This is a genomic window from Oerskovia turbata, from assembly GCF_000718325.1.
In the GTDB taxonomy this organism is placed as follows: domain Bacteria; phylum Actinomycetota; class Actinomycetes; order Actinomycetales; family Cellulomonadaceae; genus Oerskovia; species Oerskovia turbata.
In genome coordinates, this window is the sequence record NZ_JOFV01000011.1 from 70,947 (window position 1) to 94,673 (window position 23,727).

At 71.7% G+C, this 23,727-nt stretch carries 21 protein-coding genes; 6 read left to right on the plus strand and 15 right to left on the minus strand.

Annotation, left to right across the window (positions count from 1 at the left end; genetic code table 11):
- Positions 1–18: 18 nt before the first annotated feature.
- Positions 19–720: a redox-sensing transcriptional repressor Rex gene (locus IE95_RS0112920; protein WP_084690235.1), complete on the minus strand. Its 702-nt coding sequence runs from the start codon at positions 718–720 to the stop codon at positions 19–21.
- Positions 721–815: 95 nt separating this feature from the next.
- Complete coding sequence (locus tag IE95_RS0112925; protein ID WP_338068459.1) at positions 816–1,151, minus strand: glutaredoxin family protein; 336 nt, start codon at positions 1,149–1,151, stop codon at positions 816–818.
- A gap of 106 nt (positions 1,152–1,257) precedes the next feature.
- Between IE95_RS0112925 and IE95_RS0112930 the strand changes: the two genes are divergently transcribed.
- Positions 1,258–2,067 (plus strand): HAD family hydrolase, encoded by an 810-nt coding sequence (locus IE95_RS0112930; RefSeq protein ID WP_036571990.1) that lies wholly within the window; start codon positions 1,258–1,260, stop codon positions 2,065–2,067.
- 130 nt (positions 2,068–2,197) lie between these two features.
- Here IE95_RS0112930 and IE95_RS20460 read toward each other — a convergent pair whose 3' ends face one another.
- From IE95_RS20460 to IE95_RS0112950, 4 genes are all read right to left on the minus strand, one after another.
- A complete protein-coding gene (locus tag IE95_RS20460) occupies positions 2,198–2,467 on the minus strand; it encodes a hypothetical protein (protein WP_129429598.1) in 270 nt (89 codons plus the stop codon).
- Between the two features lie 29 nt (positions 2,468–2,496).
- Positions 2,497–2,859, minus strand: a complete 363-nt coding sequence (locus IE95_RS0112940) for a hypothetical protein (RefSeq protein WP_129429599.1) — start codon at positions 2,857–2,859, stop codon at positions 2,497–2,499.
- Positions 2,860–3,235: 376 nt separating this feature from the next.
- Entirely contained in the window at positions 3,236–3,334 is a 99-nt protein-coding gene (locus tag IE95_RS20175; protein WP_003792170.1) for a 30S ribosomal protein bS22, read from the minus strand.
- A 192-nt stretch (positions 3,335–3,526) separates the two neighbouring features.
- Positions 3,527–4,723: an acetoin utilization protein AcuC gene (locus tag IE95_RS0112950; protein WP_030152042.1), complete on the minus strand. Its 1,197-nt coding sequence runs from the start codon at positions 4,721–4,723 to the stop codon at positions 3,527–3,529.
- A gap of 215 nt (positions 4,724–4,938) precedes the next feature.
- Between IE95_RS0112950 and IE95_RS0112955 the strand changes: the two genes are divergently transcribed.
- From IE95_RS0112955 to IE95_RS21275, 3 genes are all read left to right on the plus strand, one after another.
- A complete protein-coding gene (locus tag IE95_RS0112955; protein ID WP_030152043.1) occupies positions 4,939–6,315 on the plus strand; it encodes a TrkH family potassium uptake protein in 1,377 nt (458 codons plus the stop codon).
- A 98-nt stretch (positions 6,316–6,413) separates the two neighbouring features.
- The gene (locus tag IE95_RS0112960; RefSeq protein WP_030152044.1) at positions 6,414–7,085 is read left to right on the plus strand and encodes a potassium channel family protein; all 672 of its coding nucleotides are present in this window, start codon (positions 6,414–6,416) and stop codon (positions 7,083–7,085) included.
- A gap of 82 nt (positions 7,086–7,167) precedes the next feature.
- The gene (locus tag IE95_RS21275) at positions 7,168–7,293 is read left to right on the plus strand and encodes a hypothetical protein (RefSeq protein WP_276319055.1); all 126 of its coding nucleotides are present in this window, start codon (positions 7,168–7,170) and stop codon (positions 7,291–7,293) included.
- A 131-nt stretch (positions 7,294–7,424) separates the two neighbouring features.
- Here the strand turns inward: IE95_RS21275 and araA are convergent, their stop codons facing one another.
- From araA to IE95_RS0113015, 8 genes are all read right to left on the minus strand, one after another.
- Positions 7,425–8,933, minus strand: a complete 1,509-nt coding sequence (gene araA, locus IE95_RS0112970) for an L-arabinose isomerase (protein WP_030152045.1) — start codon at positions 8,931–8,933, stop codon at positions 7,425–7,427.
- Between the two features lie 99 nt (positions 8,934–9,032).
- On the minus strand, positions 9,033–9,815 hold the full coding sequence (locus IE95_RS0112975; RefSeq protein WP_084690236.1) for an L-ribulose-5-phosphate 4-epimerase: 783 nt from the start codon (positions 9,813–9,815) through the stop codon (positions 9,033–9,035).
- Between the two features lie 19 nt (positions 9,816–9,834).
- Complete coding sequence (locus IE95_RS0112980) at positions 9,835–11,448, minus strand: xylulokinase (protein ID WP_030152047.1); 1,614 nt, start codon at positions 11,446–11,448, stop codon at positions 9,835–9,837.
- A gap of 244 nt (positions 11,449–11,692) precedes the next feature.
- Positions 11,693–12,727, minus strand: a complete 1,035-nt coding sequence (locus IE95_RS0112985) for a LacI family DNA-binding transcriptional regulator (RefSeq protein ID WP_030152048.1) — start codon at positions 12,725–12,727, stop codon at positions 11,693–11,695.
- Positions 12,728–12,759: 32 nt separating this feature from the next.
- Positions 12,760–13,626, minus strand: coding sequence for a pyrroline-5-carboxylate reductase (proC, locus tag IE95_RS0112990; protein ID WP_030152049.1), 867 nt, complete (start codon positions 13,624–13,626; stop codon positions 12,760–12,762).
- A gap of 108 nt (positions 13,627–13,734) precedes the next feature.
- The gene (locus IE95_RS0113000) at positions 13,735–14,433 is read right to left on the minus strand and encodes a hypothetical protein (protein WP_129429600.1); all 699 of its coding nucleotides are present in this window, start codon (positions 14,431–14,433) and stop codon (positions 13,735–13,737) included.
- Between the two features lie 190 nt (positions 14,434–14,623).
- Positions 14,624–19,192 carry an Ig-like domain-containing protein gene (locus IE95_RS0113010; protein ID WP_240666386.1) on the minus strand — a complete coding sequence of 1,523 codons (4,569 nt, stop codon included), beginning with the start codon at positions 19,190–19,192 and terminating at the stop codon, positions 14,624–14,626.
- 243 nt (positions 19,193–19,435) lie between these two features.
- Positions 19,436–20,026 carry a potassium channel family protein gene (locus tag IE95_RS0113015; protein ID WP_051703085.1) on the minus strand — a complete coding sequence of 197 codons (591 nt, stop codon included), beginning with the start codon at positions 20,024–20,026 and terminating at the stop codon, positions 19,436–19,438.
- Positions 20,027–20,118: 92 nt separating this feature from the next.
- Here IE95_RS0113015 and radA point away from each other — a divergent pair, with 92 nt between their 5' ends.
- Together radA and disA are read left to right on the plus strand one after the other, a co-directional pair.
- Entirely contained in the window at positions 20,119–21,603 is a 1,485-nt protein-coding gene (gene radA / locus IE95_RS0113020) for a DNA repair protein RadA (RefSeq protein ID WP_051703094.1), read from the plus strand.
- 116 nt (positions 21,604–21,719) lie between these two features.
- A complete protein-coding gene (gene disA, locus IE95_RS0113025) occupies positions 21,720–22,775 on the plus strand; it encodes a DNA integrity scanning diadenylate cyclase DisA (protein WP_129429609.1) in 1,056 nt (351 codons plus the stop codon).
- 45 nt (positions 22,776–22,820) lie between these two features.
- On the opposite strand, the gene IE95_RS19665 is transcribed toward disA, so the two are convergent.
- Positions 22,821–23,657 carry a hypothetical protein gene (locus tag IE95_RS19665; protein WP_129429601.1) on the minus strand — a complete coding sequence of 279 codons (837 nt, stop codon included), beginning with the start codon at positions 23,655–23,657 and terminating at the stop codon, positions 22,821–22,823.
- Positions 23,658–23,727 lie beyond the last annotated feature (70 nt).

A 23,727-nucleotide genomic window follows, 5' to 3' on the forward strand; every position in this document is an offset into this window, starting at 1 on the left:
GTCATGAGCGGTCCGGTGCTAGGCGCCCGCGCTCTGCGTCTCCGCTCCTCGGCCCTCCTCGCCCCTGCCGCGGTTCGCGAGCGCGCGCGCCTGCGCGTGGAACGCCAGGATCTGCAGCTCGCTGCCCACGTCGACCGACCGCACGATCACGTCCTCAGGGAGCTGGAGCGCGCGCGGCGCGAAGTTCAGGATCTCCCGGACCCCGGCCTCGACGACCCGCTCGGCGACGTCCTGCGCCACGTGCGCCGGGGTCGCCAGGACGACGATCGTCACGTTCTCGCGGGCGAAGACCTCCTCGAGCACGTCGACGTGCTCGATCACGAGCCCCGCAGCCTCGGTGCCGACCACGTCCGGCGAGGCGTCCAGCAGGGCCGCGACCTCGAACCCACGCGTGCCGTAGCCCGAGTAGTTCGCGAGCGCGTGCCCGAGGGAGCCGATGCCGACGATCGCGATCCGGTGCTCGTCCTCGACGCCCAGGGCCGAGGTGATGTAGGTCGCGAGCGAGTCGACGACGTAGCCGACCCCGCGCGTGCCGTAGGACCCCAGGAACGACAGGTCCTTGCGCAGCTGCGCCGACCCGACGCCCGCGAGCTCCGCGAGCTCGGTCGACGACGTCGTCTCGACGCCTCGCCCCTCGAGGTCGCGCAGCGCACGCAGGTACGCGGGAAGTCGCGCCACGGTCGCGCCAGGAATACCGGTATCACCCAGGGTCTCTGCCACCCGAACCACCCATGCTTCGTCGTGTCGTCGTCGCTGACGCTCTCGCTGTCCTGCTGTCTCGGATCATCCCAGGCTCGGCGCCCGGGCTCGCAACGTCAGCCGGTGGCGCGCCGCCTCGAGAGCGCTCTGGCGAGCCTCGCCCCGTCGACCCACCAGAACCCCTGCTGGACGCCGTCCACCGTCACGACGGGGACGTAGTCACCGTACTGCGCCGCGAGGGCGCCGGACGGGTCGGAGTCCACGTCGACCTCGGTCCAGCCCACGCCCTGGTCGGCGCACACCGCCCCGACCACCTCGCGGGCCTCCTCGCACAGGTGGCACCCGACGCGGCCGTAGAGCACGACGCGCACGGGCGCGCTCGTGGCCTGGTCTGCGTCATGTCCGGCGGCGGGCTCAGGAACCTGTCCTGCGGCGGGATCTGCGGGGCTCACGACCCCAGCCTACGCATCTCGGACACCCCCTCACGCCGCCCGGCAGGCGACCCCGCCCGGTGGGCGCCGTCGGCGGGGGTCTGCGAGCGCCGATAGAGTGGACGACATGCCGACGTCTGCTCCTGGGTCCACCCATCCCACGGCAGCCTTCTTCGACGTCGACAACACCATCATCCGCGGCGCCAGCTCGTTCCACCTGGCGCGGGCGCTGTACCAGCGGGGCTTCTTCTCCACCCCGGACCTGGTGACGTTCGCCTTCCACCAGGCGCGCTACCTGCTGCTCGGGGAGAACAAGCGCCAGATCGACCAGGTCCGCACCCGGGCCCTCGACCTCGTCGCAGGCCGCTCGGTCGCGGAGGTCGTCGCGATCGGCGAAGAGGTCTACGACCAGGTCCTCGCGCTGCGCATCTACCCCGGCACCCAGAAGCTCCTCGACGAGCACATCGCGGCCGGCCACCAGGTGTGGCTCGTGTCCGCGACGCCGCTCGAGATCGGGCAGCTCATCGCGCGTCGTCTCGGCGCGACGGGAGCGCTGGGCACCGTCGCCGAGCACGAGGAGGGCCTCTACACGGGGCGGCTCGTGGGCGACATGATGCACGGGCGGGCCAAGGCCGCGGGTGTCCGAGAGCTCGCCGAGCGGCACGGGATCGACCTGTCGGCGTCCTACGCGTACGGCGACTCCCTCAACGACGTGACGATGATGCAGGCCGTCGGCCACCCGTGCGCCATCAACCCCGACGCGCGCCTGCGTCGGCACGCCAAGGACGTGGGCTGGCCGATCCGCGAGTTCCGCGGGCGACGGCGCCGGGTCGCCGGGCGGGGAGTCAAGACCGCGAGCTGGGCCGGGGCCGCATGGGTCCTCGGGCTCGTGCTGCGCTCGATCCGGCGCTCGCTCAAGAACCGCGCGGGGCTCTGACGGCGAGCATCGCCGGACGACCAGCGCCCACGGCTACGCACCGATGTCCCCCGACAAGAGAGCGACCCCTGGCCGGCCGGGCCAGGGGTCGCTTCCTTCACTCTTGTGCTACGCGATGTCGGATCCGCTGTCAGTCCTGGGGAGTCAGCAACTCCGTTTCCGACTTCTTTCGGACCGCGAGGAGGACGGCCGACACCACCAGCGAAATAATGCCGACGGCAAGGACCACGAGCCCTGCATTCGTCCCGAGCACGATCCATTCAGGAGCATTCCCAGGCTCGAGGCCGGCCTGTTCTGCGGCACGGTACTCCAATCCGGATAACACCTGAAGTACAATCACTGCCAGCAATCCGACACCGGAGAGAGCTGCCGACCCTGCGACTAGCTGTTTGATGGGCATGATGCAGACCCTTTCCTGTCGCCCTCTCTTTACCAGTTGCACCCATCAGCGAGAAGCTTCGCGTCGCTGGCCTCACTCGCCTTGGGCAGCGTGACGCTCAGAGCGTGCTTGTCACCGCTGACGAGGGTGATCGGGTCCTGGGGATCGTTCGGCACTGCGACCGACGCCTGATGCTCAGGAACTTCCACGAAGGTCGCGACCGAGCCCGGCGCACCAGTATCAACACTCTCCGCCGCAGCCACGTTCTCCAGCACCTCGGGTGCGGACTGGCTGATGATCGCCACAAGATCCGGAGCGGTTTCAGCGGCACCCGCCGGAGCAACCACCCCTCCCGTCAACGCAGCGGCGACGACCACCGTGCACAACGAACGAAAACGCAGGTTCAAGCGCATTGAATCCCCCTGTTGATTCAGCAGCCTGATGCGGTTGCCTCAAGCCGCTGCACAACGTATGGATGGAGAGCGGCAAGGTCAATCCTCAACCGTTCGCCCTCCAGCCCCCTGAACACTGTGTCGACGTCAGCCGTGGATGCGGTCATTGCACCGCCGATCTTCCCTGACCCGCCCTGCGCGAGACGCTCACCCTCGGCATCCGGCGCCGCACGACCGACGGGCACGAGCACCGAGCAACGGCTCGACGCAGGCCTCGCCCGAACCCGCTCCGGGCGGCACCGGAACGACCAGCACGCAGCCCGAAAGACGCCAAGAGCCCGGCACCCCTGAGGGTTCCGGGCTCTCGCGACAGCATGCGCGTCGCCGCGCGGCGCTGCTACTTCTTGTTGCGACGCTGGTGGCGCGTCTTGCGAAGCAGCTTGCGGTGCTTCTTCTTGGCCATACGCTTGCGGCGCTTCTTGATGACGGAGCCCATGGGTCCTCACAATGCTGGATCGGTGTGCGATCGGGATCGCCCCGATCATGGTGGTCCACGGCTGATCGGGAACCGACCAACACGAGAAAAAGTCCGTCTCCTAGACTACCTGCTCCCGGCGGGTGGCTCGAAATCGACGCCGGGTGACGTCGTCGGGCCGTGGGGACGGGTGTGCGCCCGGCGAGGCGCAGGTCAGTCGAAGTGCGCGTCGAGGCCCAGGAGCGGGAAGACGGCCTTGCGGGTCGCGACCACGGCGCGGTCCACCTCGTCCTCGGGGTCGTAGCCCTTGTCCCACGCGGTGAACTCGACCTCGCCGTCGCCCATGAGCGACGGCGTCTCGCGGTGCGCGACCGCGCCGATGTGGTCCCGCCAGGCTCCCGGGACGGGCGTCGAAGGGGCCACCGGCGCGTGCACGACCTCGGCCACGACGTTCGACCACGCGTAGGGGACGACCGAGGTGACCGAGTACCCGCCTCCGCCCAGGGCGACCCAGCGGCCGTCCGCGAGCTCGTGCGCGAGCTCGTGGATCCAGTGCACGGCCGCGCGCTGCGCGTCGACGCTCACGTCGAGGTCGCTCAACGGGTCGTGCCCGTGCGCGTCGCACCCGTGCTGGGACACGACGACCTGCGGCCGGAACGCCCGGAGCACGGGCGGCACCACGGCGTCCACGGCCCGGAGCCAGCGCTCGCCGTCGGTGCGACGCGGCAGGGCGACGTTGACCGCGGTACCTGTGGCGCCTGGTCCGCCGGTGTCGGTGGCGTGCCCCGTGCCGGGGAACAGCGTCGCGCCGCTCTGGTGCACCGAGACCGTCAGGACCCGCGGGTCGTCCCAGAAAGCCTGCTCGACGCCGTCGCCGTGGTGCGCGTCCAGGTCCACGTACGCGACCCGCTCCGCGCCGTCGTCGAGCAGACGGCGGACCGCGGCCGCGGCGTCGTTGTAGATGCAGAAGCCCGACGCCGCCCCGTGCCGTGCGTGGTGCATGCCCCCGGCGATGTTGACGGCGTGCAGCGCGCGTCCCGACCACACGGCGCCGGCGGCCTCGTACGAGCCCGACAGGATGCGGGCCGCGGCCTCGTGCATGCCCGCGAAGACGGGGTCGTCCTCCGTGCCCAGGCCCAGGGCGGGGTTCTCGACGCCGTGCTCCGAGGCGGCGTGAACCGCGGCGACGTAGGCAGGGTCGTGGACGAGGCCGAGCACCTCGTCGGACGCGGGCGACGTGCCGACGACCTCGACGCCCGGCGCGTCGAGCAGCCCGAGCGCCCGCACGAGGCGCATCGTCAGGTCGAGCCTGGTCGGGGACATGGGGTGCCCGTGCCCGAAGTCGTAGCCCAGCAGGTCCGGGCTCCACACGACCTGCGCGGCGAACGGCGCGGCGTCTGGCTCGGTCACGTGCGCTCCTCGGTCCGGTGGTCGGTGGCGGGCAGGAGACACGGTATCCCCCCGGGGGCACGACGGCGTCCCGCGGTTCAGCCGGTGAGCACCGGTGCTCCTGTGGCAGAGTTGGGCGACGCATCGGCACGCACGGCGACCGGTAGAGCCCTGACGGGACCCGGCGCCGCCCGTCCACCCGGACGAGGACGCACGGACAGGGAGACGGAGGACCGATGGCCCAGGGCGCCTCCGGGCGGTTCTTCGCCGGTCGCGAGCTCGTCGACCGTGTCGCCCGCCATTCCCCGGCACGGCTCGCGGTGACGGTCTTCGCCGCCGTGATCTCGCTGTTCACCCTGCTCCTCCTGGCGCCGTGGGCCACGACGTCGGGAAAGTCGGCTTCGCTGATCGACGCGCTCTTCACCGCGACGTCGGCGGTGTGCGTGACCGGGCTCGTCGTCGTCCCGACGGGGACCTACTGGTCCTTCTACGGTCAGGTCGTGATCCTCGTCGGGATCAAGGTCGGTGGCCTGGGTGTCATGACGCTCGCCTCGATCCTCGGCATGGCCGTCTCACGACGGATCGGTCTGACGCAGAAGCTGTTGACCGCCTCGGAGACGAAGACGACCCGCCTGGGCGAGGTCGGGTCGCTCGTGCGCGTCGTCATCATCACCTCGACGAGCATCGAGCTCCTCATCGCGCTGCTGCTCCTGCCCCGGTTCATCGTGCTCGAGGAGTCGTTCGGCGAAGCCGCCTGGCACGGCCTGTTCTACGGGATCTCGGCGTTCAACAACGCAGGGTTCGTCCCGACCCCCGAGGGGTTGGCCCCCTACGTGGGCGACTGGATGCTGTGCCTTCCGATCATCCTCGGCGTCTTCATCGGGTCGCTCGGCTTCCCCGTGATCCTCAACGTCATGCGCAACCGTGGGCGCGTCGTGAAGTGGAGCCTGCACACCAAGCTGACCCTCACCATGAGCGTGGGCCTCGTGGTGGTCGGCACGGTCCTGTTCGCGGCCTTCGAGTGGCGCAACGCGGAGACGCTCGGGCCCCTGAGCCTGGGCGAGAAGGCCCTCGCCTCGTTGTTCGCCGGCGTCATGCCCCGCTCGGGCGGCTTCTCGACCGTCGACATCGGGGCCATGCACGAGTCGAGCTGGCTCATCACCGACGCGCTCATGTTCGTCGGTGGCGGCAGCGCGTCCACGGCGGGCGGCATCAAGGTCACGACGCTCGCCGTCATGCTGCTCGCGATCGTCTCCGAGGCTCGAGGCGACCGGGACATGGAGGCCTTCGGGCGACGCGTTCCGCGCGAGACCCTGCGCCTCGCGGTGGCGGTGTCGTTCGTCGGCGCGACGGCGGTGCTCGTCTCCAGCCTCCTGCTCCTGGAGATCACCGGGTGGACGCTCGACGTGATCCTCTTCGAGACCATCTCGGCGTTCGCGACCGTGGGGCTCTCGACGGGGGTGACCGCCGACCTGCCCACCGCGGGAAAGTACGTGCTCGTCGTCTTGATGTTCATCGGCCGTACCGGGACCATGACTCTGGCGGCGGCGCTCGCGCTGCGCGACCGGCGCCGCGTCATCCGCTACCCCGAGGAACGTCCGATCATCGGCTGACCGCCCGCACCGCGCTCCACGCACCGCTCTCCGTGCGGTGCACGGTCCGTCCGGACGTCAAGCCGACCTCCCTCCACCTCCCGACGAAAGGCCCCCAGGTGCCCGACAAGAAGGCCCCCGAGAAGAATGCCGGCGTGCTCGTGATCGGCCTCGGCCGGTTCGGTTCTGCGATCGCGGCGACGCTCGACCGGCTCGGCCAGGACGTGCTCGCGGTCGAGCGTTCGCCCGACCTCATCGCCCAGTGGTCCGGGCAGATCCCTCTCGTGGAGGCCGACGCGTCGAACCCGACCGCGCTCGAGCAGCTCGGCGCTCGCGACTTCCCCGTGGCCGTGGTCGGCGTAGGTACGTCGCTCGAGGCCAGCGTGCTCATCACGGGCAACCTCGTGGACCTCGGGACCCCGCAGATCTGGGCCAAGGCCATCTCGGCCGAGCACGGACGCATCCTCCAGCGCATCGGTGCCCACCACGTGGTCTACCCCGAGGCCGACGCAGGCAGCCGCGTGGCACACCTCGTCTCGGGCAAGCTGCTCGACTACATCGAGGTCGAGGACGGCTTCACGATCGTCAAGATGCGGCCCCCGAAGGAGACGCAGGGCTTCACGATCGAGCAGACCAAGGTCCGCGAACGCTACGGCGTGACGGTCATCGGGGTGAAGTCGCCGGGGCAGGACTTCGTCTACGCGGACCCGAGCACACGCATCTCGGCGAACGACCTGCTCATCGTCTCGGGGCACGCCGAGCTGCTGGAGCGGTTCGCGGCCCGCCCGTAGCGGTCATGCCGCGATCCTGCCCGACGGCGGAGCGCACCCGCGCTCCCGGGTGCGCTGCGGCGTCGGGCAGGAAGCACCCGCCGTGCTGGCCGTGCTCGCCGTGCTCGTGACGACCCCCGCCTCGACCGCGAGGTCGGGCTCGGGCTCGACGGGTGCCGTCGCAGCGACCGTGGCGGTGGCCCGCGTCGTGGCGTACATCGTGCGCTGACGGTTCGTGGCGATCTCGCGCCCGCTCGAGTCCGTCCTCCGGCCGAGCACCGAGGTCGACGCCGCCCTCGGCGGGAGCTGTCCGGAATGGCGGCACACCCCGGGCCGAGCGAGCAGTGCAGGGTCTCGCGGTCACAGGCCCTGCGCGACGCGGAAGTAGACCTGGTTCCAGCGGACCTGGTCGCGGAAGCCGCGGCGCGTGGTGCTCTCGTCGATCACGAGCAGCTCGGTGCGCGCCATCTCGGCGAACACCTCGAACGCGTCGATGCCCGCGGCGGTCGAGAGCACCGTGTGGTGCGCGCCGCCTGCGGTGAGCCAGGCCTCGGCCGACGTCACGAAGTCGGGTCGCGGCTCCCAGACGGCGCGCGCCACGGGCAGGTGCGGCAGCGGCGCGCTCGGCGGCACGACGTCGACGACGTTGGCCGTGAGGCGGAAGCGGTCGCGCATGTCGGCGAGCGAGACGACGACGCCCACGCCGGGGTCGGCGTCGAACACCATGCGGACCGGGTCCTCCTTGCCGCCGATCCCGAGCGGGTGGATCTCCACGCGCGGGGTCGACGTCGTCAGGGACGGGCAGACCTCGAGCATGTGGGCGCCCAGGATCTTCTCGCTGCCGGGCGTGAGGTCGTACGTGTAGTCCTCCATGAGCGAGGCGCCGCCGGGCAGCCCCTCACCCATGACCTTGGCGGCGCGGACGAGCACGGCCGTCTTCCAGTCGCCCTCGGCGCCGAACCCGTAGCCCTTCGACATGAGGCGCTGGACCGCGATGCCGGGGAGCTGGCGCAGGTCGCCCAGGTCCTCGAAGCTGGTCGTGAAGGCCTTGGCGCCGACCGACTCGAGGAACGTCTCGAGCGCGATCTCCTGGCGGGCCGCATAGCGCAGCGACTCGTGCCGGTCGCCGTCCTTGCGCAGCTCCTCGGCCACGTCGTAGAGGTCCTCGTACTCGGCCACGACGGCGTCCACGTCGGCGTCGGAGACGGCGTCCACTGCCGCCACGAGATCGTTGACCCCCCACGTGTTCACGCTCACACCGAAGCGCAGCTCTGCCTCGGTCTTGTCGCCCTCGGTCACGGCGACGTTGCGCATGTTGTCGCCGAAGCGGGCCAGGCGCAGCTCGTGCGTCGCCGCCCAGCCCGCAGCCCCGCGCACCCACGACCCGACGCGCGCCGTGACGGCCGGGTTGGACACGTGCCCGACCACGGTCGTGCGCGCCACCCCGAGCCGCGTCGCCATGTACGCGTACTCGCGGTCGCCGTGCGCGGCCTGGTTGAGGTTCATGAAGTCGAAGTCGATCGAGTCCCACGGGAGCTCGACGTTCGCCTGCGTGTGCAGGTGCAGGAGAGGCTTGCGCAGCGCGTCGAGCCCACCGATCCACATCTTCGCGGGGCTGAACGTGTGCATCCACGTCACGACGCCGAGCACGCGGTCGTCCGCGTCGGCGTCGAGCATCGCACGCCGGATCGACGACGCATCCTTCAGGACGGGCTTCCAGACGACGTTCGCGGGGACGTCGGACGACGCGTCGAGGGCGCGCGCGACCTCCTGCGACTGCTCCGCGACCTGGCGGAGCGTCTCCTCGCCGTACAGGTCCTGGCTGCCGGTGAGGAACCAGATCTCGCGGTCCGCGTAGGGCTTGCTCATGGGGTCCACATCCTTCGTGTCGGTGGGGTCGGCCCCCGCGTCGGTGCGGGGCCGGGCGTACGGGTGAGGGGATGCGCGCGACCGCGCCGCCGCCGCGTGTCAGTGCGCGGGCGGCTGCCCGTAGACGTGCTGGTAGCGCGCGTACAGCGCGTCGACGTCGGGCTGCTCGATCCGGGTCGGGTCGCCGAGCTGGCGGCTGATGTGCACGGTCCGGGCGACCTCCTCGCACATCACGGCCGCCTTGACGGCCGAGCGGGCGTCCTTGCCGATCGTGAACGGGCCGTGGTTGCGCATGAGCACCGCCGGGCTGCGGGACTCGCGCAGGGTCTCGACGATGCCTCGTCCGATCGAGTCGTCGCCGATGAGCGCGAACGGTCCGACCGGGATGTCCCCGCCGAACTCGTCGGCCATCATCGTCAGCGTGCACGGCACGGGCTCGGCGCGCGCGGCCCACGCCGTGGCGTACGTCGAGTGCGTGTGCACGACCCCGCCGACCTCGGGCATGTGCCGGTAGACGTAGGCGTGGGCCGCGGTGTCCGACGACGGCGCCCGGTCCCCCTCGACGAGGTTCCCGTCGAGGTCGCACACGACCATCGTCTCGGGCGTGATGTCGTCGTACGACAGCCCCGACGGCTTGATGACGAGGAGGTCGCCGAGGCCGTCGGTTGCGCGCACCCGCTCGGACACGTTGCCCGCGGTCCACACCACGAGCTCCCATCGGGGCAGCTCGGCGTGCAGCGCGGCGACGCGCTCCTTGGCGGCGTCGACCGCGGCGCGCAGGTGGGCGGGCACGCCCGGGGATCGGCTCGCCGGGGTGCCGGCCGGTTGAGCGGCAGGGTGGGCAGGATCGGCTGCCCCGGTCGTCGTGGGCAGGGTGCTCATGGGGTCTCCTTCGTCGGGGTCAGAGCGCGTCGACGGCGGCGCGCTCGACCGCGAGGCCGGCGTCGTAGCGGTCGAGGTAGGCGGCGAAGCCCGCTGCGTCCACGGGGTCGGGCTGGGCGGTACCCAGCTCCGCGGTCGCGAACACGTGCTCGCGGAGGTACGTGCCGAGGTCCTGCCCGTTCCCGCCGGCGACCGAGCGCGCGTAGGCCGCGAGCAGGGCGATGCCCCACGCCCCGCCCTCACCCGCGGTCCGCCCCACGGTCACGGGCGCGCCGATCGCCGCGGCGAGCAGCCGTTGGGCCACTCCCTCGGTCCGGAAGATCCCGCCGTGCGCGAACATCGCGTCGAGCGCGACGCCTTCGGCGGCGAGCACGCGCATGCCGAGCGCGAGCGTGCCGAGCACGCTGTAGACCTGCGACCGCATGAAGTTGGCGAGGGTCAGCCTGCTGCCGGGCGTCCGGACGAACAGGGGGCGCCCCTCCTCGAGCCCGGTGACGGGCTCACCCGACAGGTAGTTGTACGCGAGCAACCCGCCGCCGTCGGCGTCACCGTCGAGCGCGGCGCGCAGGATCGCGCCGAAGACCTCGTCGGGCGCTGCGGGGGCCCCGAGCGCGGCCGTGACCTCACCGAACAGGTCGGCCCAGGCGGCGAGCTCGCTCGCCCCGTTGTTGCAGTGGACCATCGCGACGAGGTCGCCCGCGGGAGTCGTGACCAGGTCGAGCTCGTGGTGGCGTGCGGCGAGCGCGCGCTCGAGCACGACCATCGCGAAGATGCTCGTGCCGGCGCTGACGTTCCCGGTCCGCGGCGCGACCGAGCTCGTCGCGACCATGCCCGTCCCGGCGTCGCCTTCTGGTGGGCAGAGCGGCACGCCGGGACGGAGGGTGCCCGTGGGGTCGAGCCAGGCCGCGCCCTCGGGGGAGAGGCTCCCGGCATCCTGTCCCGCGACGAGGACCTCGGGCAACAGGGACGCGATCGCGAGGCCGGGCGTGCGGGTGGCCACGAGCCCGTCGAACGCCTCGATCATGCGGCGGTCGTAGGTCCGCGTCGCGGGGTCGACGGGGAACATCCCGGACGCGTCCCCCACCCCGAGCGCCGACCGACCGGTGAGGACGCGGTGGACGTACCCGGCGAGCGTCGTGAGGGACGCCACCCGGGGCACGTGCGGCTCGTCGTCGAGGATCGCCTGGAACAGGTGGGCGACGGACCAGCGGAGGGGGACGTTGTGGTCGAACAGCTCCGAGAGCTCGGCCGCAGCCTTGCCCGTGGTCGTGTTCCGCCAGGTCCGGAAAGGGACGAGCTGCTCGCCGTCGGCGTCGAACGCGAGGTAGCCGTGCATCATGGCGGAGACGCCGATCGTGCCGAACGTCGTCGGGCGCACGCCGTACCGTCGCTCGACGTCGGCGACCAGGTCGACGTAGCAGCGCTGCATCCCCTCGCGCACGTCGTCGAGCGAGTACGTCCAGGTGCGGTCGACGTACTCGTTCTCCCACGCGTGGCTGCCGCTCGCGACGGGGGTTCCGTCCGGGCCGATCAGGCACGCCTTGATCCGTGTCGAGCCGAGCTCGATCCCCAGTGCGGTGTTCCCGGCGACGATCGACGCCCGGAGGTCGACCACCTCGTCCTGCTGCACCATTGCTGTCACTCCTCGTCGCATCGTCGCGCCCGGCTATGTCCTGGCTGAATGTTAGCGCTCACATACGGTGTTCCGCCACCCCGTCGACGGCCTGTCGGAAGGATCGAGGTTCCTTGGAGCGCCGCACGGCACGAGCGCCGAGGGGGCGGGCCGCGCAGGAGACGCGTCGCGCAGGAGACGCGTCAGGAGCGCACGGGGGCGCGGTGCCGTCGGCCCTTCTCGCGTCCCCGCAGAGCCGGGCGACTCACGCGCGCGGCACGGCCGCGCTCGCCCGCGTCACGAGGACCGGCGGGATCTGCGCGGACTCCGGGGTCGCCCCGGCGAACGCGTCGAGCAGCAGCGCCATGCACCGGCGCCCCAGCTCGTCGAACGGCTGACGGACCGTCGTGAGCGGCGGGATGAAGTGCGCCGAGCCCTCGACGTCGTCGAACCCGACGACCGACACGTCGCGCGGGACCACGACCCCGGCCTCCCAGAACGCCTGGAGCACACCGAGGGCGAGATGATCGTTGCCCGCGAAGACCGCTGTCGGCCCGTTCCCGTCCGCGACCCGGCGCGCGAGGTCACGACCGACCTCGTAGCCCGCGTCCGACGACCACGTGCACCGGATCATCTCCCGCTCCGGCTCCGGGACCGCCCACGCGGCCAGCGCGTCGCTCCATCCCCTGGCCCGCTCGCGCGCGTCGAACCAGTCGAGCGGGCCGGCGAGGTGGATCACCGAGCGGTGCCCCAGGTCGAGCAGGTGCTCGGTGGCGACGTGCGCGCCGAGCCGCTGGTCGACCGCGATCGGCAGGATGCTCCCCGCCCCCGTCCCGGGCGCTCCCGCGTGCACCTCGTTCGGCTCGCGGGCTGCGATGAGGATGATCGGCACGGGGGCCCGGAACGAGTCGACCGCCGACGCGACGTCCGTCTGGGGAGCGATGACCACGATCCCCTCGACGGCCTGGGCCATGAAGTGCTCGAGGACCGTGTTCATGGTCTGCGCGTCGTAGCTGCGGATCGTCGCGACGGACACGAAGTAGCCGTGCTCGCGTGCCGCCTCCTCGACCGCGATGAGCGTGCTCGTCGGCCCGTACAGCGCCGAGCCCGTCGTCACGACGCCGATCGTCCCCGAACGCGCCGTGACCAGCGCGCGGGCCGCGCTGTTGCGCCGGTACCCGAGCGTCGCGATCGCGTCCAGGACCCGCTCGCGCGTCTGCGGTCGCACGCTCGGGTGGTCGTTGAGGACCCGTGACACCGTCTGGTGCGAGACCCCTGCGAGCTCCGCGACGTCGGACATCGCCGGCGGGCGAGCCCGCCCCGCGTCCCCGGTCACGGCCGCTCCTCGAGGGCCGCCGCCAGCTCCTGCGACCGGTCCCGGGCCGCCTCGAGCGCGGACAGGAACGCCGCCCGGACACCACCCTCGTCGAGCGCGCGCAGCGCCGCGACCGTGGTCCCGCCCGGCGAGGAGACCTTCTCGCGCAGGATCACGGGATGCTCCCCCGTCTCGTCGAGCATCCGTGCCGAGCCGAGCACGGTCGCCGTGGCGAGCTCGAGCGCCACGGCCCGGGTCAGGCCGAGCAGCACCCCGGCCTCCGCGAGCGCGTCGACGACGTAGAAGACGTACGCGGGACCCGATCCCGACAGCGCACCGACCGCGTCCTGGTCCTTCTCCGGGACCCGCACCACGAGGCCGGTCTGCCCGAGGAGCCGCTCGACGAGCGCCACGTCGTCGTCGCTCGCGGCTGCGCCGCCGCTGACCGCGCTGACCCCGGCGCCGATCACGGACGGGGTGTTGGGCATGACGCGCACGACCGACGTCCCGGCCGGGAGCCGGTCCTCGTAGAAGCGCGCCCGGAGCCCGACGACGACGCTCACCACGACCGCCCCCTCGCCCAGGTGCGCCGAGACCTCCGCGAGCAGCGCCGCCACGTCCTTGGGCTTGACCGCGACCACGACCAGGCCCGCGCCGCGCACGGCCTCGACGTTGTCGGTCGTCGTGCCCACGCCGTGGCGCTCGTACAGCTCCTGGCCGCGCTCGGGGCGCCGCACGGTCGCGACCACCTCCGACGCCGACCAGCCGGCGCGCAGCGCCCCGGCAAGAACCGTCTCGCCCATGACACCGGTCCCGAGGACCGCGAGGCGCGGGGTGGGGACCGAGGGCTCGGCCCGCCGGGTCGTCGTGCTCGAAGTGGACATGGTCGTCCTCCTGCTTCCTGGTCGTGCGTCCCGGTCAGCCGCGTCGACCCGCCCGAGGGCGAGCCCGACGACGAGCACCGAAGGTCACCCGGTGCGCCTCGTCGCAGACTAGAGGGGGAACGCGGTGTAGAACGTCTCGATCTCGTCGACGGGCCCCGTCGCCTGCAGCACGACGGTGCCGTTGTACCAGGTGACGGTCGCCGAGGCCACCGCCCCGTCGACCGGGGCGACCGGCGTGACGGCGAAGGTCCCCGCGGGCTCGCCGTCGACCTCGACGGGTCCGGTCGACGTGACCTCGCCCCCGGCCTCGACGGCTGCTGCGAGCAGCTCGTCGTAGGCGGCCTTCGCCTCGTCGTCGGTGCCCCACTGCCCGGCGCGCACCGTGATGCTGGTCGCCCCGTCTCCCTCGGCGTCCGCGTAGGTCAGCTCGTGGCCCTCGATCGCGTCCACGTCGGCGAAGGCGTCGGTCGGCGCCTCGGCACGGAGCGCGAACTGCAGGACGCTCCCGGGCAGCGCCTTGGCCAGCTCGGTCGTCGCGGTCCGTTCGACCGGCTCGATCGTCGGCGTCGCGGGCGGCGCGGTCACGGTGAGCTCGGCGGGCGCTTCGGAGTCTCCGCCCACCGCGAACCCCGGCCAGACGAGCGCGAGGAACGCGACGACCCCACCCACGACGGCGAGCAGCACGACCAGGGCGACGAGGCGCCGTCGGGCATAGACGGCCGACGACGGCCCCTGCTGGGGACGACTGCCCCGCCCACCCGACCCTGTCGGGGACGACGGACGCGGGCGTCCCGTCTGCTGGCTCATGACACTCTCCTCGTGGCGACGCTGTGACCGCGCCAGACTAGTGCGCGCGCCCTCCGCGACCGCGGAGCCGCGCGGAAGCGTCGACCACCGTCACGCCCCCCGCCTCGGCACCGGCGGAGCGGGCCGAGAGCGCGCGGTCCGGCACCGTCGGGGGCGGCGTGTGCAGCCGCCCCCGACGGTCGTTCGGTACCTACCCGCAGCCGACGGCGTCGAACGCCTGCTCGACGCTGGTCGTGACCGGGGCGCCGTCGACCGTCGCGGTCGCGACGACGCTCACGGTCCCAGCCTCGAGCGTGTCCTTGCGGGCGCTGAAGGTCTGGCTGGCCGACCTGCCCGGCACGACACCGGCGAACGTCTTGGTGCCGAGCGGCGTCGTGACCCTGACGTCCACCGGGACCTCCTCGTCGTTCACCACGCGGACCGAGAGCCCCGCGACCTTGCCCGTGCACTGCGACCTCGCGGTCACCGTGACCGCGACGTCCGGCTCGGGCCGGCCCTCGCCGGTGCCGACCGTGACGGTCGCCCTGGCCCGCTTGTCGGTGCCCTCGACCGCCCCCGTGACCTCGAACGTGCCGTCCTTGGCGTACTTCCCGGGCTCGACCGCGTCCCAGGTCACGGCGATCCCGCTCTGCTGCGAACCGTCGTTGTACTGGACCGTGACCGAGGCAGGGAGGACCGGCGCGGTACCGACCGCGGTCGAGACCGCGGTGTCGGCGATCGTGTTGATCTGGACGGCGTCCGGGCCACGCACCCAGACGGTCGCCTGGGCGACCAGGGTCGTCCCGGACACGAAACCCTGGACCGCGAAGTCGCCGATCTGCTCGACCTGTGCCGCGTCCACGGCACCCCAGGCGACGGCGTTCTCGACGACCGAGCCGTCCGCGTAGGTCACCGCGACGGTGCCCGGCAGCTGGGGCAGGGCCCCGACGGCGGTCCGCACGTGGACGGCGGCGGCCGAGACCGCGGGAGCCGCGAAGACGCGCCACTCGGACACCCCGACCGCCGAGCGGCTCGTGCCGCCCGCGTTGGGCAGGGCCGTGAAGACGGCGCGCAGCCGGCTCGTCGTGACGGCGTCGAACGTCACCTCGTTGGTCTTGAGGCGCTCGGTGCCGTACGCCGACGGGTTCGTCACGTCCTTCCACGTGCCCTCTCCGGCCGCGTCCCAGTACTGGAGCTTCCACTCCTTGGGCACGGCCACACCGTCACCACCCGTGGTCGTGTCGGTCCAGAAGTCGATCGACGCCTTGTCCACCCGGACCGGGGCCTCGAAGTCGTACTGCAGCCACCGGCTCGCGGGGCGGGAGCCCGACCAGGTGGCCCACAGGTCCGTGCCGGCCCCACCCGTGAAGAACGACGGCTTGCCGTCGTTCACGGCGTTGACGTCGTTCCACCCCGCGGTGTAGTCCGCGGTCGGGGTGGCCGTGGAGGCGACGTTGATCTCGCCGTCCGAGAGCGCGGTCGCCTGGACGACGACGTCCTTGGTCGACGTGAGCTCGCCGTCCGACACCGTCAGGCGCAGGGTGTAGGCGCCGGACGCCGTGAAGCGCACGACCGACGTCGTGGCCCTCGGGTCGTCGAACACCGCGCTGCCGCCCTCGGGAGCCGCCTCGACGGACCAGCCCGACGTGATCTCCCCGTTCGGCAGGCCGTCGTCCTGGGCCGTGCCCACCAGGCGGGCCGAACCGGCCTGGTTGTACGTCGAGTCCGTCCACGCGTCGGCCTTGGGCGCCTGGTTCGTCGAGGCGGGCGCCTCGACCCCGGTCGAGAAGGCCTGGACCTCCTTGATCCCGGTCCTGGTGCCCGCCGCGTGGGTCACCGTGACGCGCAGCTTCGAGGTCGTGACCTCGGGGAACTGCACGTGGTTGAAGTTGCCCTGCGGGAACAGCGGGGCGCGCGACTGCGCCGGCACGGGCTTCCACTGCGTCCCGTCGAGGTACTCGACCGTGTAGAGAGCGGGGGCCGAGTAGCCCGCGACGGTCGCGGTCGAGGACGAACGGTAGAAGTAGACGCGCACGTCGTCGACCTTCTGGGCCGAGCCCAGGTCCACCTCGAGCGAGTCCTTGGCGTTCGGCGAGCCCGCGGTGCCCCAGAAGGGCTCGTTGACCGTCGTGCCGTCGACGGCACCCGCCGGACCACGGCCGGCCGCGGAGAACGAGGCCGTGACGGGCTTGCCCTGGGCGAGGTTCGGCGAGCCGGCCGATGCCGGGGAGACGTCGGCGCCCGCCTTGGCCATCATGTCCACGACGCGGGCGTCCGCGGCGAACACGACGTCCTGCGGAGCCTGGACCTGACGCTCCTCGACCGTGGTCACCGTGACACCGGCAGGGGCGTCGACCGTGCCCGTGGACGGGTCGTAGGTCACGTGCGCGAGCTCGTCGACCGTGAACGCGAGCTCACCGTCGAGGAAGACCGAGTACCCCTCGGGGACGTCGGCGCCGTAGTGCTTCTCGCCCCCCGGGGCGTCCCACGTGATCGTGAGGTCCTTGTCGCGGTAGCGGACGTTGTTGACCGTGAAGTGGTCCCAGTCGATGTCGATGGGGGCGAGCTCGATCTTGTCGTCCGAGCGCGGACGCAGGCCCATCGCGTCCTCGATCATGGTGAAGTTCGTCGTGCCGAGGATCGTGTGGTGGATCCACGAGCGGTAGCCGATGTCCTGCGGGTCGGCCGTGCCGTTCGACCAGAACTCGTTCTGGTCCGGGTACCGGTTGTCGCCGTTGTTCTGGTAGTGCGACCAGGCGTTCCAGTAGAGAAGCTTCTTGTACAGCTCGGCGTCCACGTAGTCGTTCGGGTAGTCGCGCAGGACGCTCGAGAGCATCCGGAACGACACGGTCGAGTTGATGACCGAGAAGTTGTTGCTGCCCGGTCCGCCGTAGGCCGCCTGGTCCGCCTGGTTGGCGGTGAAGAACGGGAAGACGGGGTACTGCTCGTCGTCCGCGAAGAGACGCAGGGCCTCGACATACGGCTGGTCGTAGTCCGCGTCCCCCGGCTTGGGCATGAGGCCCACGCTGAACGGGTAGTAGTTGTTGATCTCCTTCCACGGCACCAGCGCGTCGGTCGCGACGTGACGGTGCTTGAGGAGGTTGCCCTTCAGGCCCACCTCGTCGGGCGTCTCGCGCTCGGGCTCCCACAGGTGCTCCAGGACGGCTGCCTTGATCTGCTCGGCGAAGGCGTCCATCTCGGCCGCCTTGGTCTCGTCGCCCGCGGTCCGGTAGGCCGCGGCCGACGCCTTGGCGTTGGAGTACAGGTAGGCGTTCTCGGTGCGGTCCATGTTGCCCGCGCGCCAGTGGAACGACACCGCGTCGGCGTCGTTGCCCGTCATGGCGCCCCAGTTGTACTCGATGAGGCCGTTGCCGTCGTCGTCGAAGGACGCCTGCAGGTCCTTGACGTCCCGCTCGGCGTACTGCGCGAGGTTCTGGGCGATCACGGTCGGTCCGCCGTGCAGCTGGTACGAGCGCCACGCGGCCTCGGAGATGTACTGCGTGTAGCTGTTGGACCAGTTCGCGGGGTCGCCCGGGTTGTCGACGTACTTGCCGCTCTTGGCGACCTCGCCCGCGGAGACCCAGGGTCCGTACGAGTAGACGGGGTCACGGAAGTACTTGAGGTCGTCGATGAACATGCCCGTGGTCAGGACGATGTTGTTGTTGTAGCCCAGCACGCCTTCCATCGAGGTGGGGAACTGGAAGTCGTTGCCCGGGATGTTCGCGTCGAGGAAGTTGAAGCGCATCAGCCACCAGCGGTAGAAGAGCGTCTTGTCGATGTTGTCCTCGGGCGTGTCCAGGTAGGGCACGTTGTCGGCCCACCACTGGTTGTAGGCCGAGACGTGCTCGGTGTAGGCGGCCCCCGGGGTCGCCGCGCGGAACGCGTCGTAGTCGGTGCGCGACTCGGGGATCTCCTCGGTGACGAACCCGAGCTGGACCTTGGTGCTCGCCGAGCCCGTCGCGGGGACGTCGAGCGTGCGCGTGATCGCGCCGTCGGCCGGGGAGAAGCCGTCGCCCGAGAGGCGTGGGAAGACCGTGGTCAGCTTGTTGAACGCCTGGACCGAGCCCGTGAGCTCGTCGCCCTCGGGGGTCTGGGCGAACGACGACGCGGCCGAGATCCGGACCTGCTTGGCCGTGCCGTCCGTGCTCGAGACCGTGAGGTTCGTGACGGCCACGTTGGCGTCGGTGATGAACTTGGTCTGCACCACGCGCAGTCCCTGTGCGGTGTTGTCGAACGTGCTGCGCCAGTAGCTGGGGGTCTGCTTGCGGGCCGACGCGTCCTCGGTGAGGGTCACGGCCACCCCGTCGACGTCGAGCGTGAGGGTGTACGCACCCTGGCCGCCCGCGAGCGACTCCCAGTACGCGACCTCTCCGCCGAAACCGAGCGTGGCGGGCTGGTGGGTCTTCATGAAGACCGCACGGCCACGGCTGAACAGCCACTGGTTCGCGTCGCCGTTCGAGCCGCCTGGCGTGTTGCCCGTGCGGGCGAGCATCTTGTCGATCCAGAAATCCTTGTCGGTCCCGCTCCCGGCTCCGGCCGCGACGTCGGCGTCGAAGATCGCCTGGAGCTGGTTGCGCACGTGGTAGCCGGTCCCCTCCGCGGGGACGGGCTTCGCGTCCCCGCTGAACACGGGGTACCCCACGTCCGCGTTCGGAGCGGCCTGGGCCGGCGAGGGGACGAGGAGTCCCGTCGTGGCGACGGCAAGGGTCAACGTGCTCGCGATCGTCAGCCGGGCTCTGCCGCCCGGGACGTGCTGGGGTCTGGGCGCTCGCTTCTTCACGGGCGTACACCTCTCCTCGTCGAGATGGTTCGGTCCCCGGAAAGATGGCACACAGAAACGTGGAACGCAATGGTTTTCGGCAATTCGCCCGCTTCCGCCTGCCCGTTCTGAGTGCCCGTATGTCGCAGTACCAACGTCGTGACCTGCGACGATGTGACGAGAGGGCGGTTCGGGAGCGTCACGACGACGCCCCGCCCCGAAAATATCTCGCCGCAACTTTTCGGTGGGCTGTGCGTCGTTGCGTCAGCGCTCGCGACGTTCAGCCGCGGGCTCGCCGGGCTCGCGGTGCGGGCCGGGCTCGCCGGGCTCGCGGTGCGGGCCGGTCCGGTCGTGCCGCTCGACACGTTCCTTGAGCCGTTGGGTCGCGACGGCGACGAGCACGCCGATGACCGCGAGGTCGAACAGGATCTGGACCATCGTGATGACGCGCGCCGCCTGCCCCACGGGATGGACGTCGCCGTACCCGACGGTCCCGAGCGTGACGACCGTGAAGTACAGCGCGTCCGTCCGGGTCTCGATCCCGACGAACTCGGCGTCGCTGTTGATGGCCAGGAGGTAGTAGGCGATCGAGAAGAAGACGATGATCGGGGAGAGGAGCCCCACGACGGACTGGACCCGCACGCTCGGCTCCCGACCCGCACGGAGCTGGCGGCGCACCTGGAACCTGACGAGGTAGCACAGCCCCACGAACCCGACCGCGAACAGCAGGATCTGCACCCACGCGCGGTCGGCGTCCCCCAGCGGCACGCCGTAGTAGAGGAGCAGGCACGCCGCGAGCGAGCCGAGCGTGGTGATGACGGTCCACCACGGACTGTCCTTCCGGAGCCGACGCATGGGTTCATGATGGGCACGAGCGCGCCCGTGCGCCATCGGGACCTCGCCCGTGGCCAGGTCGCGTGTCGGTACCGACGGCTACCGTGACGGCCGTGACCACATCGACCTCCGCCTCGCGCGCCACGAGCAAGCGCCCGGCCAAGCCCGCCTACCGGTGCAGCGAGTGCGGCTGGACCACCGCCAAGTGGGTGGGCCGCTGCGGCGAGTGCCAGGAGTGGGGCACCGTCACGGAGGAGGCCGCGGCGAGCGCCGGGCCGCGCACCGCTGCCGTCACCCCGACCCGCAACCCGGCACGGCCCATCGGGGAGATCGACGTCGAGACCGCGCGTGCCACCCCCACGGGCGTCGCCGAGTTCGACCGCGTGCTGGGCGGCGGCCTCGTCCCCGGGGCCGTGGTCCTGCTCGCGGGCGAGCCCGGCGTCGGCAAGTCGACGCTGCTGCTCAAGGTCGCGAGCAACGTCGCGGCGGGCGTGAGCGACAAGGCCGCGTCGCCGGACGACGCCACGGGTCCGGCCCCCAGACCGCGCACCGTCCTGTACGTCACGGGCGAGGAGTCGGCCGGGCAGGTCAGGCTGCGTGCCGAGCGCGTCGGGGCCCTGGCCCCGGCGCTGCTGCTCGCCGCCGAGACCGACCTGGCGACCGTGCTCGGGCACATCGAGGCGACCGACCCGGCGCTGCTCGTGGTCGACTCGGTCCAAACGATCGCCTCGGCCCAGGTCGACGGCTCGCCGGGAGGAGTGAGCCAGGTCCGCGAGGTCGCCGCAGCACTGATCGCCGCGGCCAAGGAGCGGGACCTGCCGGTGATCCTGGTGGGGCACGTGACCAAGGACGGGTCGGTCGCCGGGCCGCGCACGCTCGAGCACCTCGTGGACGTCGTGTGCCAGTTCGAGGGCGACCGGCACTCGCGCCTTCGCCTCGTGCGGGCGATCAAGAACCGCTACGGCCCGACCGACGAGGTCGGCTGCTTCGACCTGTCGGAGACCGGGATCGTGGGCCTCGCGGACCCCAGCGGGCTGTTCATGTCGCACGCGGGGGCCGGAGCGCCCGGCACGTTCATCACCGTGACGCTCGAGGGGCGTCGCCCGCTCGCGCTCGAGATCCAGTCGCTCGTGGTCCCCAGCTCGCTGACCAACCCGCGGCGCACCACGAGCGGCGTCGACTCGAGCCGGCTCGCGATGATCCTCGCCGTGATGCACCGGCACGCCGGGGTCCGGCTCGTCGACCAGGACGTGTACGTCTCGACGATCGGGGGCGCCCGCGTGACCGAGCCGGCCGCGGACCTCGCGATCGCGCTCGCGACCTTCTCGGCGCGTGAGGACCAGGTCATGCCGCCCGGGACCATCGCGATCGGCGAGGTCGGGCTCGCGGGCGACATCCGCCCCGTCTCGGGCCTGGACCGGCGCCTGGGCGAGGCCGCGCGCCTCGGCTTCACCCGGGCCGTGGTGCCTCGTGGCTCCTCGCCCAAGCCCCCTGCGGGGATGACCGTGCTGCCCGCCCAGCACCTGGGCGAGGCCGTCGAGATCGCCCGTGGTGGCCACCTCCCGCCGCAGCAGGAGCGCACGCGCTTCGACGAGTGAGGGCCGTTGCGCCATCGTGACCTTTCGACGCCCCGGGAACGGTGTCTTCTCGCCCCTGGGACGGCCCGGCAGCGTAGGATGCCCACGTGGCCAACTCCCCCGTGCACCCTGACGACATGCTCCGGGAGACCCTCGCAGCAGTGGCTCCGGGCACCGAGCTCCGCGACGGCCTCGAGCGCATCCTGCGCGGCCGGACGGGCGCACTGATCGTCCTCGGCCTGGACAAGGTCGTCGAGACCATGTGCTCGGGCGGCTTCGTCCTGGACGTCGGTTTCTCCGCGACCCGCCTGCGCGAGCTCTCCAAGATGGACGGCGCCGTGGTCCTCGACCGGGACGCGAACCGCATCCTGCGTGCCGCGGTCCAGCTCCTGCCGGACGCGACGATCGAGACGACCGAGTCCGGCACGCGCCACCGCACGGCCGAGCGCGTCGCGAAGCAGTGCGGGTTCCCTGTGATCTCGGTGAGCCAGTCCATGCGGATCGTCGCGCTGTACGTGGGCGGGCAGCGCTACGTCCTGGAGGACTCGGACACGATCCTGTCGCGCGCCAACCAGGCTCTCGCGACGCTCGAGCGCTACCGCGCCCGCCTCGACGAGGTCAGCGGGACGCTCTCGGCCCTCGAGATCGAGGACCTCGTCACGGTCCGGGACGTGTGCGCGGTGGTGCAGCGCCTCGAGATGGTGGGCCGCATCTCCGAGGAGATCGCGGGCTACGTGGTCGAGCTCGGCACGGACGGTCGTCTGCTCGCCCTCCAGCTCGACGAGCTCATCGGCGGGATCGGCTCGGACCGCGAGTCCGTCATCCGTGACTACGTCGAGCTCGAGCGCAAGGACCGTTCCCTCACGGACGTCAAGAACGCGCTCGGGGCGCTCGACTCGACCCAGCTCCTCGACCTCACGCTCATCGGGAGGGTCCTCGACCTCCCCGGCGGTGGCGAGGCTCTCGACGCCGCGGTCGCTCCTCACGGGTACCGGCTCCTGTCGAAGGTCCCGCGCCTGCCCGGCACCATCATCGACCGCCTGGTCTCGCACTTCGGCGGGCTCCAGAAGCTTCTCGCCGCGAGCATCGACGACCTCATGGCCGTGGACGGCGTCGGCGAGCAGCGGGCGCGCGCGGTCCGTGAGGGCCTGTCGCGCCTCGCCGAGTCGAGCATCCTCGAGCGGTACGTGTAACCCTCCCCCGTCAGCGGCCCTCACCCCTGGGGCTGTCAGCGGCCCTCACCCCTGGGGCGGCGCGTCGCCTTCGGGAGGGACGGCCCCTTCCTCGGGCGTGGTCGCCCCGTCCGCGGGAGGCTCCGCGCCCTCGGCGGGCACCTCGGCGCTCCCGTCCGCGGGCGGCTCTCCCTCTGCGGGGGGCTCGGTCGCGGGTGGCGCCTCGGGCGGCGGCGCAGGGGCTACGAGCGTGAAGGTCACGGCGGGGCTCGTGAGTCCGTCGGCCTCGTTCGACGCCACGACCGCGCTGTAGGTGCCGGGGAGCGCTGCGGGCAGCCCGGTGGTGCACTCGGGGGCCGACCGGTCCCTCTGCCACGTCACGCTCGTCGGCCATTCGTCCCCCGGGGCCATGAGAAGGTCCGTGGACTCCGCCGGGCAGTCCGCCGACGACCAGATGCGTTCGCTGCCGGAGGTGATCGTGATCTCCTGGACGGCCGGCGACGCGTCGATCAGGCACGGCCGGGAGCCCACGTGGGTCAGCGTCACCGTGAAGGAGGGCTTCTCCCCGACCGCGTACTCGGCCTTGGACGCCGCGAGCCCGAGCGTCACGTCCTTGGCCTGGCAGTCCTTGTACCCGGTCGCCGAGACCTCCTGGGGCTCGGGCGGCGCCACCTTGCCCTGCGGCTCGTCGGCGAGCAGGCCCGCCCCGAACGCGATCGCGGCCTTGAGCAGCATCACGACGCCGACGACGATCACTGCGAGCAGGACGAGGGCCATGCCCCGGCGGAGCCGCAGGGTCCTGGACGTCGGCCTGCCGGACGGCTCGGCGCCGGACCCGTCCGAGGACCGCCCCTGGACCGGGGTCGCCCCGGTGGGTGGCCGGGTGCCCTGCGGCGTGCTCACGTGCGGCTCCGTTCGACGGTCGGCGCGGGCCCTTCCTGCGCTGGGGCAACGGTACGTCGCCGTGACGACG

Excerpts from the sequence above, each read along its gene's own strand:
- IE95_RS0112930 (WP_036571990.1), top strand. The coding sequence starts at position 1,258 with ATGCCGACGTCTGCTCCTGGGTCCACCCATCCCACGGCAGCCTTCTTC.
- IE95_RS20460 (WP_129429598.1), bottom strand. The coding sequence starts at position 2,467 with ATGCCCATCAAACAGCTAGTCGCAGGGTCGGCAGCTCTCTCCGGTGTC.
- IE95_RS0112940 (WP_129429599.1), bottom strand. The coding sequence starts at position 2,859 with ATGCGCTTGAACCTGCGTTTTCGTTCGTTGTGCACGGTGGTCGTCGCC.
- IE95_RS20175 (WP_003792170.1), bottom strand. The coding sequence starts at position 3,334 with ATGGGCTCCGTCATCAAGAAGCGCCGCAAGCGTATGGCCAAGAAGAAG.
- IE95_RS0112955 (WP_030152043.1), top strand. The coding sequence starts at position 4,939 with ATGGCCCAGGGCGCCTCCGGGCGGTTCTTCGCCGGTCGCGAGCTCGTC.
- araA (WP_030152045.1), bottom strand. The coding sequence starts at position 8,933 with ATGAGCAAGCCCTACGCGGACCGCGAGATCTGGTTCCTCACCGGCAGC.
- IE95_RS0112975 (WP_084690236.1), bottom strand. The coding sequence starts at position 9,815 with ATGAGCACCCTGCCCACGACGACCGGGGCAGCCGATCCTGCCCACCCT.
- IE95_RS0112980 (WP_030152047.1), bottom strand. The coding sequence starts at position 11,448 with ATGGTGCAGCAGGACGAGGTGGTCGACCTCCGGGCGTCGATCGTCGCC.
- IE95_RS0112985 (WP_030152048.1), bottom strand. The coding sequence starts at position 12,727 with ATGTCCGACGTCGCGGAGCTCGCAGGGGTCTCGCACCAGACGGTGTCA.
- proC (WP_030152049.1), bottom strand. The coding sequence starts at position 13,626 with ATGTCCACTTCGAGCACGACGACCCGGCGGGCCGAGCCCTCGGTCCCC.
- IE95_RS0113000 (WP_129429600.1), bottom strand. The coding sequence starts at position 14,433 with ATGAGCCAGCAGACGGGACGCCCGCGTCCGTCGTCCCCGACAGGGTCG.
- IE95_RS0113015 (WP_051703085.1), bottom strand. The coding sequence starts at position 20,026 with ATGCGTCGGCTCCGGAAGGACAGTCCGTGGTGGACCGTCATCACCACG.
- disA (WP_129429609.1), top strand. The coding sequence starts at position 21,720 with ATGCTCCGGGAGACCCTCGCAGCAGTGGCTCCGGGCACCGAGCTCCGC.